General features: G+C 64.6%; 14 protein-coding genes and 2 pseudogenes. 10 read left to right on the top strand and 6 right to left on the bottom strand.

Annotation, left to right across the window (positions count from 1 at the left end; all coding sequences use genetic code 11):
* Positions 1-5: 5 nt before the first annotated feature.
* The 6 genes from F4Y38_07580 to F4Y38_07555 all read left to right on the top strand — a co-directional run bounded on the left by F4Y38_07580 (position 6) and on the right by F4Y38_07555 (position 4,620).
* Positions 6-1,193, top strand: a complete 1,188-nt coding sequence (locus F4Y38_07580) for a carboxypeptidase regulatory-like domain-containing protein (protein MXY49149.1) — start codon at positions 6-8, stop codon at positions 1,191-1,193.
* Positions 1,186-1,986, top strand: a complete 801-nt coding sequence (gene ccmA, locus F4Y38_07575) for a heme ABC exporter ATP-binding protein CcmA (GenBank protein ID MXY49148.1) — start codon at positions 1,186-1,188, stop codon at positions 1,984-1,986. Before F4Y38_07580 ends, ccmA begins: the two co-directional genes overlap by 8 nt.
* A 63-nt stretch (positions 1,987-2,049) precedes the next feature.
* Entirely contained in the window at positions 2,050-2,721 is a 672-nt protein-coding gene (locus tag F4Y38_07570) for a heme ABC transporter permease CcmB (protein ID MXY49147.1), read from the top strand.
* Positions 2,718-3,446, top strand: a complete 729-nt coding sequence (locus F4Y38_07565; protein MXY49146.1) for a cytochrome C assembly protein — start codon at positions 2,718-2,720, stop codon at positions 3,444-3,446. Before F4Y38_07570 ends, F4Y38_07565 begins: the two co-directional genes overlap by 4 nt.
* Before the next feature lie 87 nt (positions 3,447-3,533).
* Positions 3,534-3,701, top strand: coding sequence for a CcmD family protein (locus F4Y38_07560; GenBank protein MXY49145.1), 168 nt, complete (start codon positions 3,534-3,536; stop codon positions 3,699-3,701).
* 106 nt (positions 3,702-3,807) lie between these two features.
* Positions 3,808-4,620, top strand: coding sequence for an RNA methyltransferase (locus F4Y38_07555; protein MXY49144.1), 813 nt, complete (start codon positions 3,808-3,810; stop codon positions 4,618-4,620).
* Here the strand turns inward: F4Y38_07555 and truA are convergent.
* From truA to F4Y38_07525, 6 genes and pseudogenes are all read right to left on the bottom strand, one after another.
* Positions 4,596-5,342, bottom strand: a complete 747-nt coding sequence (gene truA, locus F4Y38_07550) for a tRNA pseudouridine(38-40) synthase TruA (GenBank protein ID MXY49143.1) — start codon at positions 5,340-5,342, stop codon at positions 4,596-4,598. The genes F4Y38_07555 and truA overlap by 25 nt on opposite strands.
* A 36-nt stretch (positions 5,343-5,378) precedes the next feature.
* Positions 5,379-6,200: an energy-coupling factor transporter transmembrane protein EcfT gene (locus F4Y38_07545; GenBank protein ID MXY49142.1), complete on the bottom strand. Its 822-nt coding sequence runs from the start codon at positions 6,198-6,200 to the stop codon at positions 5,379-5,381.
* Between the two features lie 448 nt (positions 6,201-6,648).
* Positions 6,649-7,899 (bottom strand): asparagine synthetase B, encoded by a 1,251-nt coding sequence (locus F4Y38_07540; protein MXY49141.1) that lies wholly within the window; start codon positions 7,897-7,899, stop codon positions 6,649-6,651.
* 194 nt (positions 7,900-8,093) lie between these two features.
* Positions 8,094-8,252, bottom strand: a pseudogene (locus F4Y38_07535) (type II toxin-antitoxin system HicB family antitoxin).
* A gap of 261 nt (positions 8,253-8,513) precedes the next feature.
* Positions 8,514-9,704 (bottom strand): threonine synthase, encoded by a 1,191-nt coding sequence (locus F4Y38_07530; GenBank protein ID MXY49140.1) that lies wholly within the window; start codon positions 9,702-9,704, stop codon positions 8,514-8,516.
* A 12-nt stretch (positions 9,705-9,716) separates the two neighbouring features.
* The gene (locus tag F4Y38_07525) at positions 9,717-10,598 is read right to left on the bottom strand and encodes a DUF1207 domain-containing protein (GenBank protein MXY49139.1); all 882 of its coding nucleotides are present in this window, start codon (positions 10,596-10,598) and stop codon (positions 9,717-9,719) included.
* Positions 10,599-10,853: 255 nt separating this feature from the next.
* Between F4Y38_07525 and acnA the strand changes: the two genes are divergently transcribed.
* The 4 genes and pseudogenes from acnA to F4Y38_07505 all read left to right on the top strand — a co-directional run.
* Positions 10,854-13,622, top strand: coding sequence for an aconitate hydratase AcnA (gene acnA / locus F4Y38_07520; protein MXY49138.1), 2,769 nt, complete (start codon positions 10,854-10,856; stop codon positions 13,620-13,622).
* Positions 13,623-13,736: 114 nt separating this feature from the next.
* A complete protein-coding gene (gene gap / locus F4Y38_07515; protein ID MXY49137.1) occupies positions 13,737-14,735 on the top strand; it encodes a type I glyceraldehyde-3-phosphate dehydrogenase in 999 nt (332 codons plus the stop codon).
* A gap of 274 nt (positions 14,736-15,009) precedes the next feature.
* Positions 15,010-15,360: pseudogene (locus F4Y38_07510) on the top strand (hypothetical protein).
* Positions 15,361-15,387: 27 nt separating this feature from the next.
* Positions 15,388-16,214, top strand: an 827-nt coding sequence (locus tag F4Y38_07505; GenBank protein MXY49136.1) for a hypothetical protein, incomplete at its 3' end; no start/stop codon positions are given.

Below are 16,214 nucleotides of genomic sequence, written 5' to 3'. Positions count from 1 at the left end.
ATCTCATGAAGCATCGCCCGCCCGCGAGCCCTTCGGGGCTTTTTGTTTTTGGTGCACTCCTGGTGGCCTGGGCCGCCCTGGCGGTCTGCGTGTTCTGTCCGGTCCGGACCGCGCAGGCCCAGGGAACGGGCAGCATCGGGCTCACCGTCGTGAACGGCACGACGGGCCAGCCGATGGCGGGACACGAGGTGGTGCTGCTGAATCATAGCGCCGAAGAGGGCCCGGACCAGACCCTTGCGAGGGTCGTTACCGACGGCGACGGGCGTTACGAATTCACCGGACTGAGGGCCGACGGGTCGCATTACGTGATCGCCACCCGATACCTGGAGATTCCCTACCTGACCGGCCACATTCCCCTCGTACCGGGCGCCGGCCGCGTAGACACCCTGCTGCAGGTCTTCGACATCACGACCGACGAATCGGCCCTGGTCCACAGCGCGGTCCACCTGGTCATCGATGCCGGACCCGAGATCCTGAACCTCACGGAGATCATCGTGGTAGAGAACCGGGGCATCCTCACCTTCGCGCCGCCGCCCGGCGTGGGGCTGGGTCTCGTCTATAACCTGCCCGCGGCCGCCTTCGGACTGCAGCCGATGATGGAAGGGCTTCAGCACACCGAGCGCGGCCTTCTTTTCTCGGCGCCCGTGCCTCCCGGGGTCTCGCGTATCGTATACGCATACAACGTGGACCGGGCGTCCATCGATCACCGGTTCAACAGGCAGATGGACTATGACGTCGAACGCGTCCAGGTGCTGGTTTCACCAAGCAGTCAGACGGTGACGGCCACCAACCTGACTAACGACGGCGTGCAGCAGATTGCCAACGATGAGTACCTGCTGCTTTCGAACCGCGTGGGCGTGGGCAGGGGCATGTCGGTGGAGGTCGCCTTCCCCCGCGTGCTGGCCTGGCAGGACGTCATGAAGTGGGGGATGCTCGGATTCGTGGTGCTCATCGTGGCCGCGGGGCTGGTGGTGGGCATCCGCGTCAAGCCCGATCAGCCGGACGAACCGCCCGCCCTCAGCGATCTCTCGCCGGAGGACGAACGCAAGTACGCCGCGATCGTCCAGGCCCTTGCCGCCCTGGACGACCAGTTCGCGGCGGGAGGACTGGACCCGGACGCCTACAGGACCCGCCGTGCCCGCCTCAAGGACCGGGCGCTCCGGCTGCGCCAACCCGGGAGCGGAGATGGGTGATCGATCCGCCTCGGACCTCGCTGGCACCTCCAGTGTCACCGGCGCTCCCGGCACGACCGGCGTCGCCGGGTCCCCTGGCATCCCTGGCGCTACTGGCGCCCCTGGAATCAGCGTCCGCCAACTGACGAAGTCCTACGGGCGTTTCCGGGCCCTGCACCGGGTGGACCTGGACGTGGCCCCGGGATCCTTCCTGGCCCTGTTCGGTCCCAACGGCGCGGGAAAGTCGACCCTGCTGGGCATCATTGCCGGGCTCGTGCGCCCATCCCGCGGCCAGGTGTTCCTGGACGGTGAGGAAATCACGAAGGACCGCGACGAAGACCTGGGGAAGCGCATCGGCGCGCTGTCCTACCAGACCTATCTCTACGACGAACTGACCGTGCTGGAGAACCTGCGGTTCTACGGGAGGCTCTTCGGGGTGGAAAACCGCGAGGAGCGGATTGGTTCACTGCTGCAGACGGTGGGCATGGAGGCCCGTTCGGGGAGTCCGGTACGGACGCTATCGCGCGGCATGCGCCAGCGGGTAGCCCTGGCCCGCGCCCTGTTGCACGATCCAGATATCCTGTTGCTCGACGAGCCCTACTCGGGACTGGACCAGGACGCGATGGTCATGCTCAAGACGGTCCTGACCGCCCGGAACAAGACGATCCTCCTGGTGACGCACGACCTGGTCCGTGGACTGGAATCCGCCGACCGCGTCGCCATCCTGAACCATGGACGCCTGGTGTTCGAGGCCGAGACGAGCGAGCTGTCCGCATCGGATTTCGAACAGACCTACCGCGATCACGCGGTGTAGGGCCGGCCCGCCCGGCCCGCCGGGTTCGGACACGTAAAGGGAGTTACCACAACGATGAGATCCATGCTCGCCCAGTCCTGGCAAATCTACCGCAAGGACATGCTCGTGGAATACCGGACCCGCGAGCGGGTCGTGACCATGTTCGTCTTCTCGCTAATCGTCGTGATCATCTTCAACTTCGCCTTCAACGCGGGGGCGGACGTGCTTCAACGGGTGGCGCCCGGCATGATCTGGGTGGCCTTCGCCTTCGCGGGCATGCTGAGCGCCAGCCGGTCCTTTTCACCGGAAAAAGACCGCGGCACCTTCGAAGGACTGCTCCTCGCGCCCATCGACCGGGGATCCATCTTCCTGGGCAAGCTGCTGGGCAACGTCACGCTCATCGGCCTGGTCCAGCTGGCGGTGCTTCCCTTCTTCGTCCTGTTTTTCAACATGACAATCCTGCCGTATCTGTCTAAACTGTTGGTGATCTTCTTTCTGGGAACCGTCGGATTCTCGTCCGTCGCCACCCTGTTCGCGGCCGTGGCCGTCAACACGCGCATGCGGGACGTCATGCTGCCTGTCCTGCTGCTGCCCGTCGCCTCCCCGGTGCTGATCGCGCTGGTGGAAACGACGCGGACCACTTTCGAGGGCGGGGACTGGCAGGACATGACGAACTGGATCAGGCTGCTTTCGGTGTTCACGGTCGTCTTCCTGGTCGCGTCCGTCATGCTGTTCGAGTACATCGTGGAGGAATGAATATGGCCGGCATAGCCGCCCGCCTGCGCATCTCGCCCTTCGGCCTCATCTGCCTCGTGGGCCTGGTCGCCTCGCTGTACCTGTCGCTGATCTGGGCGCCCCGGGAGCGGGTCATGGGGGACGTGCAGCGGATCATGTATTTTCACGTCGCTTCCGCCTGGATCGCGGAGTTCGCCTTCGTGCTGGTGGGCGTTTCCAGCGTCATCTACCTGTGGCTGCGGGAACGCAGGTGGGACATCGTGGCCTACAGCGCCGCGGAGGTCGGGTTCGTCTTCTGCTGCTTCGTCATGATCACCGGGCCGATCTGGGGCAAGCCCGTGTGGGGCACGTGGTGGACCTGGGACCCCCGGCTCACTTTTTCCATGATCCTCTGGCTCATCTACGTCGCCTACCTGATGCTGCGCGTCTACGGCGACGACCTGCCGCAGGTGAAGACTTTCCTTGCCGTGCTGGGTATTCTCGGCACTATCGACATCCCCTTCATCCACTTCGCGACCCTGTGGTGGCGGGGCCTGCATCCCGACTCCCTGGTCATGACGGAGGAAGGCCTCGGCGCGGGCATGGAAGTGGACATGCGCATCGCACTGGGCGTGTCGGCGGTCGTCTTCACCCTCCTGTTCTTCTATCTCATGAGCCGGCGGATGGCGCTGGAGCGGCTGCGCGACGAGACCGAGGCCCTGCGGGAGCGCGTGGAGCACCGGCATCCCGGCAGCGTGGGGATTTGAACGGGTAATTTGAGCGGGTAATTTGAGCGTAAGGCAGCACGGGATCCGGGCCTACCGTCCTGTGCGTGTTAAAGGAGCGATTGAACCGTGGATCAGAACTTCTGGTATCTGTTTTCCGCCTACACGCTGATATGGGTCGGGCTGTTCCTGTACCTCTTCACGATCGCCGGCCGCGAAAAGAAGCTGGAGGCGGAGATCGCCGAACTGAAGGCCGCCGTGGAGGAGCTGGAGTCGAAAGAGGAGGGGCGGGCCTGACACAGGGGCCTGACGCCGGCCCGGACCCGGGCCTGACGCCGGCCTGACGCTGGCCAGGGCCCGAACCTGACCCGGACTTGACTCGGACCTGACCCGGATCTGACCCATGGCCGATCGAACGGAAAGTACCGCGCCGGACTATTTCTCGCACATTCACATCATTCTCGTAGAACCGAAAGTGCCGGGGAACATCGGCGCCGTCGCCCGGGCCATGACGACCATGGGGCTTTCCCGCCTCGTCCTGGTCAATCCGGTCGAATTCCGCCACGAGGCCGAGGCCCGCTGGATGGCCCACGGGGCCGGGGAGATCCTTGACAACGCCCGCGTCGTCCCGGCGCTGGACGAGGCGGTGAACGATCTGGCCCTCGTCGTCGGCACGACCAACCGCACCCGCGGGATCTGGCTAAGTCCCATACAGCCCATTGAAGCGGCCTGCGCCGAACTGTCGGCCGTGGCGCGGGGCCAGCCCTGCGGCATCCTCTTCGGCCGGGAAGACCGCGGCCTGCTGAACGACGAACTCCAGCGCTGCAACGTCATCGCCCGGATCCCCGCGGCGACGGCCTACCCTTCCTTAAACCTGGCCCAGTCGGTCATGGTCTGCGCGTACGAACTCTTTCGCCAAAGTGGCGAGGCGCCGCCCCCGTCCAATGTGCGCCTGGCGGAGCACCGGGCCGTGGAGCGCGTTACCCGGCGCGTGCACGAGACGCTGCTCCGGCTCGGTTTTGAGTCCACGCCGAACGAGGAGACCTTCCTGCGCACCATCCGCCGCGTCCTGCGCCGCAGTCTGCGGCTGGAACAGCGCGACGTCGCCGTGCTGCACAAGGTATGCGACGAGATCGACACGTTCGTGGACCGCCGCTCGATATCGCCCGACCCGCCTGGTCCGCCCGACCCTCAGATCCCGAATTCGGAAGGATAGCGCACCGCCTCGAGGCAGAGCCCGCGGGCCGGGGCGTTGGCGCCCGCGGCACGGCGGTCTTTCGCCGCAAGCATCTCCGCCATGACGCTCTCCGGCCACCGTCCCCGTCCGATATCCACGGCCGTGCCCACGATCGTCCGCACCATGTGGTGGAGAAAGCGGTTCGCCTCGATACGCAGGCGGAGTTCGTCCTCCGCCTCGATCCATTCCAGTTCCCGCACCTCGCAAACCGTGCCGTCGGCCGTCGACGTGGCCTGGCAGAAGGAAGTGAAGTTGTGGCGGCCCAACAGGGGAGCGCAGGCCCGGCGCATGGCGTCCACGTCCACCGGGTAGGCCACGTGCCAGGCCTGGTGCCTTCGCATGGCGCTCGGGCGCCGGATGATCCGGTAAACGTACCGTCGTCCCACCGCGCTGAACCGGGCATGGAAATCATCGGGCGCCTGCGTGGCTTCGAGCACGCGCACGTCCGGCGGCAGCACCCCGTTCAGCCCCATCTTCAGCCGGTCCACCACCATGTCCGAATCCGTCCTGAAGTGGACGACCTGCCCGGTGGCGTGCACCCCGGCGTCCGTGCGGCCCGCCGCGGTCGCCCGGAGTTCGGCCCGCAGGATGGTGCGCACCGCTTCCTCCAGGACGCCCTGAACGGTCCGCCCCTCGGGCTGGAGCTGCCAGCCGAGGAAGTCGGTGCCGTCGTATTCGATCGTGAGGACCAGGGTGCGCATGGCGGATTCTGGCGGAATGGCGAGGTTAAGCGCGGATCAGAACAGATGGTCGACGGGACCAATGCGGTTGAAGGCCGCGCCGAGGACGAGCAGGACCGCCACCGCCGCGATGGCCACGAAATCGTTCCGGGCCAGGGCCATGACACGGAACTGGGTGCGTCCGGCGCCGCCCCGGTAGCAGCGGGATTCCATGGCGACGGCCAGTTCCTCCGCCCGCCGGAAGGCCGAGAGCATGAGGGGTACCAGCAGGGCGGTCATCTTCCGGACGCGCCGGATCGGATTGCCGGTGAAGTCCGCGCCCCGGGCGGCCTGGGCCTTCTGCAGGCGGTCCGCTTCCTCCACCAGCGTCGGGATGAACCGCAAGGCGATGACCATCATCATGGCCAGCTCATGGGCGGGAAGACCGAACCGTTCCAGGGGCTTGAGCAGTCGCTCGATGCCGTCCGATACGTCCAACGGCGCCGTGGTCAGCATCAGCAGCGCCGCGATCAGCATGATGACCACCAGGCGCATGCTGAACACCGCCCCCTGGAACATCCCCTCCCAGGTGGGCCCCGGCACGGTGTATCCCGCGATGATCACGGCTTCTCCCGGCGTGAAGCACGCATGCGCCGCGAAGGTGATGATCAGGATCAGGCGGAAGGCCTTCAGGTTGTTCATCGGCAGGTGGAGCGGAACGCCGGAGACCCGTACCAGGACCGCGACCACGGCCAGCATGAAGAAGAACAGCGGCAGGGTTTTTATCCAGATCAGCGCCGCCATCAGCGCCAGTGCGCCGTACAGCTTGGTGCGCGGGTCCAGCCGGTGAATGGAAGACTCGCCGGGATAGTACTGTCCCAGCGTCAGGTTCTGGAGCATGGGGGTTCTTGTACTGAAATCATCTGCAAGGCGGGGTGAGCCAGGCGGGCCGGGCGGACCGGGAAGAGCAGGCCGCGAAGGACGGGAACATCACGCTTCACGGTCGACGCCCCACGGTCGCGTCCAGGCAATAAAATACCCCACACAGGCGAGCATAAGTATTTTTAGGAGAACCTGTTCGGAACAGTGGTTGTCCCCCCGGGCAGTTCTGACGTCCTCCGTTCTGGTGAGGCATGCCATCGATACCCGGAGCAGGATTCCCTATGGTATAGCAAAGGTTCTTTTAAAATGACTTTGCTGGAAACCTGTGTGAGGTAACCATCATTATACCTGATGCGGCGCCGGCCTGCAAGAGTTTTTGAGTTTTTCTCACCCGGCGTGGCGCGGGCCGTCAGGGATTGCCGCCGGGTTCTGCCCGCCGGCGCGAGGCGTGCGGCCAGGTTTGCCGTCAGGTCTTGCGCTTCTTCTTCTTGGCCGCGGGAAAGAGGACGTTGTTCAGGATGAGCCGGTAACCGGGGGAGTTCTTGTGGAGGGCGAGATTGGTCGGCGGATCGCCCACCAGGTGCTCCTCGTCCTCCGGATCGTGCCCCCCGTAGAAGGTGAACGTCCCCATCCCGTAGTTGCCGTGGAGGTACTTGACGTGGTCGGTCCCGGCTTCTTCGGCGAGGACGACCACGGTGCGCTTGAGCACGTCGCGGTGGAAGGAAGTGGACAGGCCGTAGAAGCCGGCGATGTAGTTTACGTGGTTCTGCGTGAGCATGGTGGGCACCGGGTCGTACTTGGCCGAGAAATCGAAGAGGGTGAAGGGTCCGGTCAGTACTTTTCCGGCGTTGACCTGGTTCACGTCGATGTTGGAAAAGGAACCGACGAGCGGGTTCAGCTGCAGCGTGAAGTTCTCGAAGGCGAAGGTCTTGCCGAAGTCCAGCCTGGACTGGGCTTCCGGATCGACGGGAGTGTGGTCGTACTCCGGCGCCACGATGTCGGTTTGGGCCGAGGCCAACGCGATCTCCAGGGTTTCCGTCGCCGCGCACATGGCGAAAACAAAACCGCCGTTCCCCACGTAGGACTTGATGCCCTGTGCCACGGCCTTCTTGGCCTCCGCGACCGAGGGATACCCGAGGCTCCGCGCCAGGGCCTCGTCGGTGGCCTGCTGCTGCTGGTACCATGGCGTGCGGTGATAGCTGTAGAACTTGCTGTACTGCCCGGTGAAATCCTCGTGGTGCAGGTGCAGCCAGTCGTATTGCTTTAGCGTTCCGTCCAGCACCTCCTGGTCGAAGATCTTGCCGTAGGGCACCTCGGCGTATTCCAGCGCCAGGGTCACGGCATCGTCCCACGGCCGCTGGTCGGGCCGGGTGTATACAGCGATTTCGGGCGCTTTTTCGAGCAGCACCCGGTCCATGTTGTTTTCCTCGATTTCGGCGTAGATCCGGACCAGTTCCGCGCCGTCGATCACCTGGAAGCTCACGCCCCGCAGGTGGCAGGACCGCACGCGGTCGGCCGTGGGGTCCATGACGAAGGACCCGCCGCGGTAGTTCAGCAGCCATTCGACGGTATAGCCCTGCTCCAGAGCCTGAAAGGCGATGCCGTAGGCCTTGAGATGGTCCTGCTGTTCCAGGTCCATGAAGATGAGCATCTTCTGGGCGCCAGCGGGGGTCGGCAGTAGTAAGAGCAGTGCGAACAGGAAGATAAGACGACGCATGTTTTTCCGTATGAGATGAAAGCAGGATGGCCGGAAGGACGATTCATTGAGCCGTCATGCTAGCGAGGATCGTAGGACGGCCAAGGTACCTCAACACTTTGGATGGTCGACTCGGTTGAACTGGGCAGGAAATGGATGATCTCCTTGCCTGCATCCATATTCAGGTCCGGCCCCACGGGATTTGGACCTCCCTGCTCGTCCAGAAAGTCCAGATACCGTTCTATCGCAGGTATCGTCCGATCACGGGCTTCCTCGAACGTGGGCGCATTGCTGTGGATACCGGGCAATGCAGGGCAGAACGCATGGAACTGTTCGCCGTCAGTTTCAATGACAACGGTAACTCTGGTCTTCATGGTGATCTTCTCTTCGATTGCGCGGACCGTGCGGGCTATACGGACCGTTGGAAGCAGCCCAGCGGCACCGTCCGCTGGTAAAATATGACGCGGGTTTTCCCCATGGTCAACGGAAACAGATCGCGTACCCCGTTATCGCCTCACGGATTCGAACCCGCATGGGCAACGTAGTTTACAGCGGCCCTGTTATATTTACAGCGGCCCTGTATAATGAGTAGTCGGAGCGTGAACTGCAATCTAGCAACCGGTGCGAAAAAAACCTCAGGCGTCCTGGTCGCCGTGCAACGCATCCAGGTTGTCCACGTACTTGTGCCCGCTGCCCGTATTGAAAAGCACCACCCGGTCGGACCGGTCGATGCGTCCCAGCGCGATCAACTTTCGCAGTCCGGCCAGCACTGCGCCGCCTTCGGGCGCCGCGAAGATGCCCTCGCAGGCCCCGATCTCCCGCACGCCGCGCACCATGTCGCCGTCGGGAACGGCCACCGCGTCTCCTCCGCTCTCCCGGATTGCGGCCAGCATCAATTTGTCCCCCACGGCGGCGGGCACGCGCAGCCCGCTGGCGAGCGTGCGGGCGTTCTCCCACTCCGGGGCGTCCGGCCACTGCTGTTCCCAGGCCCGGACGATGGGCTGGCATCCTGAGGCCTGCACCGCGACCATGCGGGGCCGCTCCGGCCCGATCCACCCGAGGGCTTCCATCTCGGAGAAGGCCTTCCACATGCCGATCAGTCCGGTCCCTCCCCCCGCGGGGTAGAGGATCGCGTCCGGCAGGACCCATCCGCACTGTTCGGCCAGTTCGTACCCCATGGTCTTCTTGCCCTCCACGCGGTAGGGCTCCTTCAGGGTGGAGACGTCGAACCAGCCTTCCGCGTCTTTCCGTGCGGACACAAGCTTGCCGCAATCCGTGATCAGGCCGTCTACGAGTTCCACCGACGCGCCGTGGGCCCGGCACTCCACGATGAAGGGCCGGGGCGTGTCCCGGGGCATGAACACGTGCACGGGGATGCCCGCCCTGGCGCCGTAGGCCGACAGCGCGCCCGCCGCGTTGCCGGCGGAGGGTATGGCCAGGGATGCCGCCCCCAGTTCCAGGGCGCGGGACACCGCCATGGCCAGGCCCCGGGCCTTGAACGAGCCGGTGGGATTGACGGATTCGTCCTTGATGTAAAGCCCGTCCATGCCCAGCCGTTCACCCAGGCGCCGGGCATGCATCAGGGGCGTGCCGCCCTCGCCCAGGGTGACGATGGCCGATTCGTCTTGCACGGGGAGCATCTCGCGGTAACGCCACAGGGTCGGTTCGCGCATCGCCAGGATGTCCGGGGTCAATGCCTTGCCTGCTACTTCGGTGTCGTACCGGGCGAGCAGCGGCCGCCCGCAGTCGGGGCACAGATTTCGCAACCGGTCCGCAGGCAGTCGCTTGCCGCAATCGCTGCATTCCAGGTGGATGAGGAAGTTCATGAACGTTCGTTCTCACAGATCGAAGAACAGCCCGATCCCCGCGTAGTCGTCCTCCAGGCGATGAAACTGTCCGTGTTCGCTGCGGCCTCCGTAGTATACGAAGGCGAGACGAAGGCCCCGTGAAGCCTCGTTGTGAAACAGCAGGCCCGCGTGGGCCGTGCGGTTGATGGAGATGTCCCCGTCCCGGAACAGTCGCACGTCGCAGGCTAGGTAGGCCCGGGTTGCGCCGCCTTCGCCCGTGAGGGGCCGGAAGATTAGTTCGGCGCCGCCCTGGACCCGCCATCGCCGCACGTCCGGGATGGCGTGGTTCGACCACCGCAGGCTGCTGTAGACGCGGGCGGAGCCGATCGCGGAACCGATGGCGGACCCTGGCGCAAAACGCATCTCGCGGGCGCCGTACAGCGTGAAATACTCCCGGCTGTAGGTCATGGACTTTTCCGGACCGTCGTACCCGTCGGCCAGGTGGGCGCTCACGTGGGCGTATTCGAACCGCCCGGTGATCCGGTCGTTGCCCAGGTCCGCGTGGAAACCGATCAGGTAGTCGGCGGTCTCGAGGGGGAAGGTCGTTCCCGACCGGCGCAGTTTCGAGAAGACGCCGGCATGGATCCCGGTCCGAAGCCGCAGCCCGCTGTCCGCGTCCCACGCATAGTCGGCGGCCTCCCAGGAACCGCCGATGTCGCCGTTCAGCCGGTCGTCCAGGTTGGACGATACCGCCAGCCGCGCCTCGGTCGGGTCGGCCAGCAGCGGGCGGAACAGCCGCTGCTGCGGGGCGGCGAAGCGCCAGGTCCCGCCGGATGCATCCGCTACGTCAAAGGCCGGGCTGACGGCAAGATACAGAAGGCCCATGCCGGCGAACCACGGGAACCTTCGCAGGATATTGGATATAAACACCATGATATCAATGGGTTACGAAAGATAAACAACAGTCGGACCGCGTCGTGATGAAATCCGGTATATCGGATTCAGGGCGTACCGATGATAGGACGGAGCACACCCGGTGTCAAGACATCTGTACCTGTCGCGAACCCCGATGGAACGGGCATATCGGGCGTGGCCGGCTACGGGAATGTCCTTGACACCGACCGGTTGAAGCCGTTAGTTTGAGGATTCTTGTAAAATCCATGGATCGAAGACCGGGAGCCAGGCACAGTGCCGCGTAACCTGAACAGCTTCGATGCCCGCGCCGCATTGAAAGTGGGCGGAAGCGCCAGTATATACTATTCGCTTTCCAGGGCCGAGGAAGGCGGCGCCGGAGACATTTCGCGCCTTCCCTTTTCCCTCAAGGTCATGGTGGAGAACCTGCTGCGCCACGAAGACGGCGTGTCGGTTTCCGCCGAAGACGTAGCCGCGGTCGTCGGAAGTGTTGCGGGCGGATCCTCCGAACGGGAGATCGCCTTCCGGCCGGCACGAGTGCTGATGCAGGACTTCACGGGCGTGCCGGCCGTCGTCGACCTGGCCGCCATGCGGGACGCCATCCGCAGACTGGGCGGCGCGGCCGACCGCATCAATCCCCTGCAGGGCGTGGACCTGGTCATCGACCACTCCGTCCAGGTGGACGAGTTCGGTTCCCGCCGCGCTTTCGCGGCCAACGTGGACCGTGAATTCGACCGGAACCTGGAACGGTACCGCTTCCTCAAGTGGGGACAGCAGGCCTTCGACAACTTCCGCGTCGTCCCGCCCGGCACGGGCATCGTGCACCAGGTCAACCTCGAGTACCTGGCCAAGGTGGTCTTCGCCCGGGAGCGGGACGGCGAATCGATCGCCTATCCCGACACCCTGGTGGGGACGGACTCCCATACGACCATGATCAACGGGCTCGGCGTGGTCGGCTGGGGCGTGGGCGGCATCGAGGCGGAAGCGGCCATGCTCGGCCAACCGGTATCCATGCTCATCCCGTCCGTGGTGGGGTTCAGGATGACCGGTGCCCTCCCGGCCGGGGCCACGGCGACGGACCTGGTCCTGACGGTGACCCAGATGCTCCGGGCACACGGCGTCGTCGGCAAGTTCGTCGAATTCTACGGTCCCGGACTGGACAGCCTGTCCCTGCCCGACCGGGCCACCATCGCCAACATGGCACCCGAATATGGCGCCACCGTGGGGTTCTTTCCGGTGGACGGCGAGACGCTGTCCTACATGGAACTGACCGGCCGCGACGCAGGCGAGATCGAACTGGCGGAAGCCTATACAAAGGCACAGGGCCTGTTCCGGACGCCCGGCACCCCCGACCCGGTCTTCTCCGACGCCCTGGAGCTCGACCTCGGCACCGTCGAGCCGAGCATGGCGGGCCCCCGCAGGCCCCAGGACCGCGTATCGCTGTCCAGCGTCAAGCCGTCGTTCCGGAAGGAACTGGCCGCCATGCTGGCCGACGAGAACCCGGACCTGTCCGACGAGACCGTCGACCAGTGGGTGGACGGCAACGGACACGCGCCCGGCGAGTTGGGCACGCTGACGAAAACAGCCCCCGTCGACATGGACGGTTCGTCCTTCGATCTGGGACACGGTTCGGTGGTGATAGCGGCGATCACCAGCTGTACCAACACGTCCAACCCGGCCGTGCTCGCGGCCGCCGGCGTCCTGGCGAAGAAGGCCGTCGAAAGGGGCCTGTCCACTCGGCCCTGGGTGAAGACCAGCCTCGCGCCGGGCTCGCAGGTCGTGACCCGGTACCTGGAAGACATGGGCCTCCTTCCCTACCTGGAGCAGCTCCGTTTCCACGTCGTGGGCTACGGCTGCACCACGTGCATCGGCAACAGCGGACCCGTGCCCGCCCCCATCGGCGACGCGGTGCGGGAGTCCGACCTGGTCGCGGCCGCGGTGCTGAGCGGCAACCGGAATTTCGAGGGCCGGGTGAACCCCATCGTGAAGGCCAATTACCTGGCCTCGCCGCCGCTCGTGGTGGCCTACGCTCTCGCCGGCCGCATGGACGTGGACCTGTACAACGAGCCCATCGGAACCGACCCGAAGGGCGACGACGTTTATCTCCGGGACATCTGGCCCACACCCGGGGAAGTGCGGGAGGCCGTGCGCGCCTCCGTGCGCCGGGAGATGTTCCAGTCGATCTACGCCGACGTCTTCACGGGCGACGACCGCTGGGCGGAACTGGCCGCGGCGAGCGACGAGTCCTATGCCTGGGACGAAATTTCCACCTACGTCAAGCTCCCGCCCTACTTCGACGACATGCCGGCTGAACCCGGCGAGATCACGGACATACCCGGCGCCCGCGTGCTGGCGGTACTCGGCGATTCCGTCACGACGGACCACATTTCGCCGGCCGGTTCGATCCAGGCCGACAGCCCCGCGGGCCGGTACCTGGTCGAGCGCGGCGTGGCGCCGAAGGACTTCAACTCATACGGGGCGCGGCGGGGCAACCACGAAGTCATGATGCGGGGCACCTTCGCCAACATCCGGCTGCGCAACCGCCTGGCGCCGGGCACGGAGGGCGGCTGGACGAAGACCGCGCCCGACGGCGAACCGGTCGCCATCTATGATGCAGCAATGGCGTACCGCGCATCGGATACCCCGCTGATCGTGATCGCCGGCAAGGAATACGGATCCGGCTCATCCCGGGACTGGGCCGCCAAGGGGCCCAATCTCCTCGGCGTCCGGGCCGTGATCGTGGAAAGCTACGAACGCATTCACCGCAGCAACCTCATCGGCATGGGCATCCTGCCCCTCCAGTTCGAGGAGCGGGACAGCGCCGAATCGCTCGGGCTGACCGGTTTCGAGACCTACGACGTCGAGGGGATCGAGGGCGGCATCACCCCCCGGCAGCGCGTCGGTGTCCGGGTGACCGCCGCGGACGGCGCCACGAGAACATTCAACACCATCGTGCGCATCGACACCCCGGTCGAGGTTGAATACTACCGCCACGGCGGCATTCTGCAGTATGTGCTGAGGGGTCTGTTGGAATCGGGAGCATAGCGGCACGCGCTGTAAAAAACCAGATAACGAACCGGCAGAAGCCGGGATTGAAAAAGGGAAATCGGCCCGGGTCTACGGGACGGTTTCCCGAAACTTTTGGAGGCAATAAACATCATGGGAATCAAGGTCGGCATCAACGGGTTCGGCCGCATCGGCCGCATGGTCTTTCGGGCCATGTCGGAGCGGACCGGGTTCGACGTGGTCGCCATCAACGACCTGACCGACAGCGCGACGCTGGCGCACCTGCTGAAATTCGACTCCGTCCACGGCCGGTACGACCATCCGGTGGAGGCCGTGAACGGCGGACTCGCGGTGAATGGAAACAAGATCGAGATCGTCTCGGAACGGGACCCGGCGAACCTGCCCTGGGGCGACCGCGGCGTGGACCTGGTGGTGGAGTCCACCGGGATCTTCACCGATGGGGAAGAGGCTTCGGCCCACCTGTCGGCCGGGGCGAAGAAGGTGCTGATCTCCGCGCCGGCCACCAACGTGGACGCGACCATCGTCATAGGCGTGAACGACGGTATCCTGAACGAAGGGCACCGCGTGGTCTCCAACGCCTCCTGCACCACCAACTGCCTCGCCCCCATGGTGTCCGTGCTGCACGAGCACTTCGGCGTCGTCCGCGGTTCCATGACCACGGTCCACGCCTACACCAGCGACCAGCAGATCATCGACTTCGCCCACCAGGACCCCCGCCGCGCCCGTTCGGCGGCCCTGTCCATGATCCCCACGAGCACCGGCGCGGCCAAGGCCATCGGCGAGGTGATTCCGGAGCTCAACGGCCGGCTAAACGGCATGGCCGTCCGTGTGCCCGTCCCCGACGGCTCCCTCACCGACTTCGTGGCCCAGGTCGACCGCGTGCCCACGGCCGCCGAAGTCAACACCGCCTTCGCGGCCGCCGCGCAGGGCCCCCTGAACGGCATCCTCGAGTACTGCGAAGACCCCATCGTCTCCGTCGACATCGTGCACAACCCCGCCTCGTGCATCTTCGACGCCGAGCTGACCATGATCATCGACGACAACCTCGTCAAGATCTGCGGCTGGTACGACAACGAATGGGGCTACTCCAACCGCTGCGTGGACCTGCTGGCGCGGCTGGCGGCGGTGTGACGAAGTAGCGGTGCGACGAAATAGCGGTGCGACGAAATAGCGGTGCGACGCAGAAACATGCTGCCTTGATCTGTGCCAGCCAGCCATATCATTCGCATTACCAATCAATCAATTAAGATCATTGATAGTTAATTCTGTTGACATTCTAATGACAGAAAGGTGCATTAAATCGAGCTTTACCCTGTAAAGGAACGTCCCATGTAACACGGTCTTCTCCTTCAGTTAAAATATCATGCTCAGCATGCGTCGCTGTGGGGTCGTGGTCTTTGTACATCTGGCTTTGCTCGCGAGTACCACGTGCGGCAAAGACGGTCCGACGAAAACCAGCCCGCCGCCACCTCCACCTCCACCTCCACCGTCAACTCCGCCGTCAACTCCCCCTCCACCAGCGGCGTCGATAGCGACCCGGATCGAAATCACCCCATCATCCATCACGTTCCACGCCATCGGGCAGACCCGGCAATTGACGGCCATGGTCTTTGACCAGAACAACAGGGTCATGGCCTCCGATTCGGTGAACTGGTCGAGCGGTGACGCGGCCGTGGCCACGGTCAGTCCGCAGGGGCTGGTGACCGCGGCCGGGGAGGGCAGCACCCAGGTTACCGCCCGGTCGGGAGACGCATCGGCCACGATCCCTATATACGTACCGGGAATGGATACGGATGCGGAACGCGTAGCCCTGATCACGTTGTACAACGCCGCGGGCGGGCCGAACTGGACGAACAGCACGAACTGGTTGAGTGAAGAACCGCTGGGAACCTGGCTTGGGATTACCGTCGACGAGGACGGACGGGTAACGCGGATAGAGCTGGCAAACAACCAGTTGTCAGGCACTATTCCACCCGAGATGGGACAACTCGCCCGCCTCGAGTGGCTGGATCTACATGATAACCTGTTGGCTGGAGAGATTCCCTCCGAATTAGGTCGGCTCGAGCACCTTGCGGGATTGTCGCTCAACGGAAACCAGCTGTCGGGAAGCATCCCACCCGAGTTGGGCCGACTCGCCCGCCTCAAATGGCTGGATCTGGGCGGTAACCAGTTGTCCGGAGGAATCCCATCCGAATTTGGCCGGCTTGAAAACCTGACTGATCTGGTTATTCCCAGTAACGCGTTGACCGGCGAGATTCCCTCCGAGCTGGGTAGGCTTGAAAACCTGACCGACCTGAATATCCACGGTAACGCGTTGACCGGTGAGATTCCCTCCGAGCTGGGTAGGCTTGAAAACCTTTCGAGGCTGGCGGTTGGCGTCAACCAGTTGTCAGGTTCCATACCGCCTGAATTGGGCGATCTTGAAAACCTGTCGGCCTTGTCCCTGGGCAGTAACAAATTCGAAGGGGAAATCCCTCCTGCGCTGGGCCGGCTCGCCCGTCTGGAGTGGCTGGATATCACCGGTAACCCGTTGACGGGCGAAATCCCTCCTGAACTGGGCCAGCTTAAAAATCTGTCGACCCTGTACCTGGGCGGAAACGCGTTGACGGG

It is taken from the genome of Gemmatimonadota bacterium, from assembly GCA_009838645.1.
In the GTDB taxonomy this organism is placed as follows: domain Bacteria; phylum JAAXHH01; class JAAXHH01; order JAAXHH01; family JAAXHH01; genus JAAXHH01.
The sequence above is the reverse complement of the archived record's forward strand: the minus strand, read 5'-3'. Positions and strand labels throughout refer to the sequence as shown.

Coding starts and splice junctions, on each gene's coding strand:
- F4Y38_07565 (MXY49146.1), top strand. CDS start 2,718: ATGAATATGGCCGGCATAGCCGCCCGCCTGCGCATCTCGCCCTTCGGC.
- F4Y38_07530 (MXY49140.1), bottom strand. CDS start 9,704: ATGAACTTCCTCATCCACCTGGAATGCAGCGATTGCGGCAAGCGACTG.
- F4Y38_07580 (MXY49149.1), top strand. CDS start 6: ATGAAGCATCGCCCGCCCGCGAGCCCTTCGGGGCTTTTTGTTTTTGGT.
- gap (MXY49137.1), top strand. CDS start 13,737: ATGGGAATCAAGGTCGGCATCAACGGGTTCGGCCGCATCGGCCGCATG.
- truA (MXY49143.1), bottom strand. CDS start 5,342: ATGCGCACCCTGGTCCTCACGATCGAATACGACGGCACCGACTTCCTC.
- ccmA (MXY49148.1), top strand. CDS start 1,186: ATGGGTGATCGATCCGCCTCGGACCTCGCTGGCACCTCCAGTGTCACC.
- F4Y38_07570 (MXY49147.1), top strand. CDS start 2,050: ATGCTCGCCCAGTCCTGGCAAATCTACCGCAAGGACATGCTCGTGGAA.
- F4Y38_07545 (MXY49142.1), bottom strand. CDS start 6,200: ATGCTCCAGAACCTGACGCTGGGACAGTACTATCCCGGCGAGTCTTCC.
- F4Y38_07540 (MXY49141.1), bottom strand. CDS start 7,899: ATGCGTCGTCTTATCTTCCTGTTCGCACTGCTCTTACTACTGCCGACC.
- F4Y38_07555 (MXY49144.1), top strand. CDS start 3,808: ATGGCCGATCGAACGGAAAGTACCGCGCCGGACTATTTCTCGCACATT.
- F4Y38_07525 (MXY49139.1), bottom strand. CDS start 10,598: ATGGTGTTTATATCCAATATCCTGCGAAGGTTCCCGTGGTTCGCCGGC.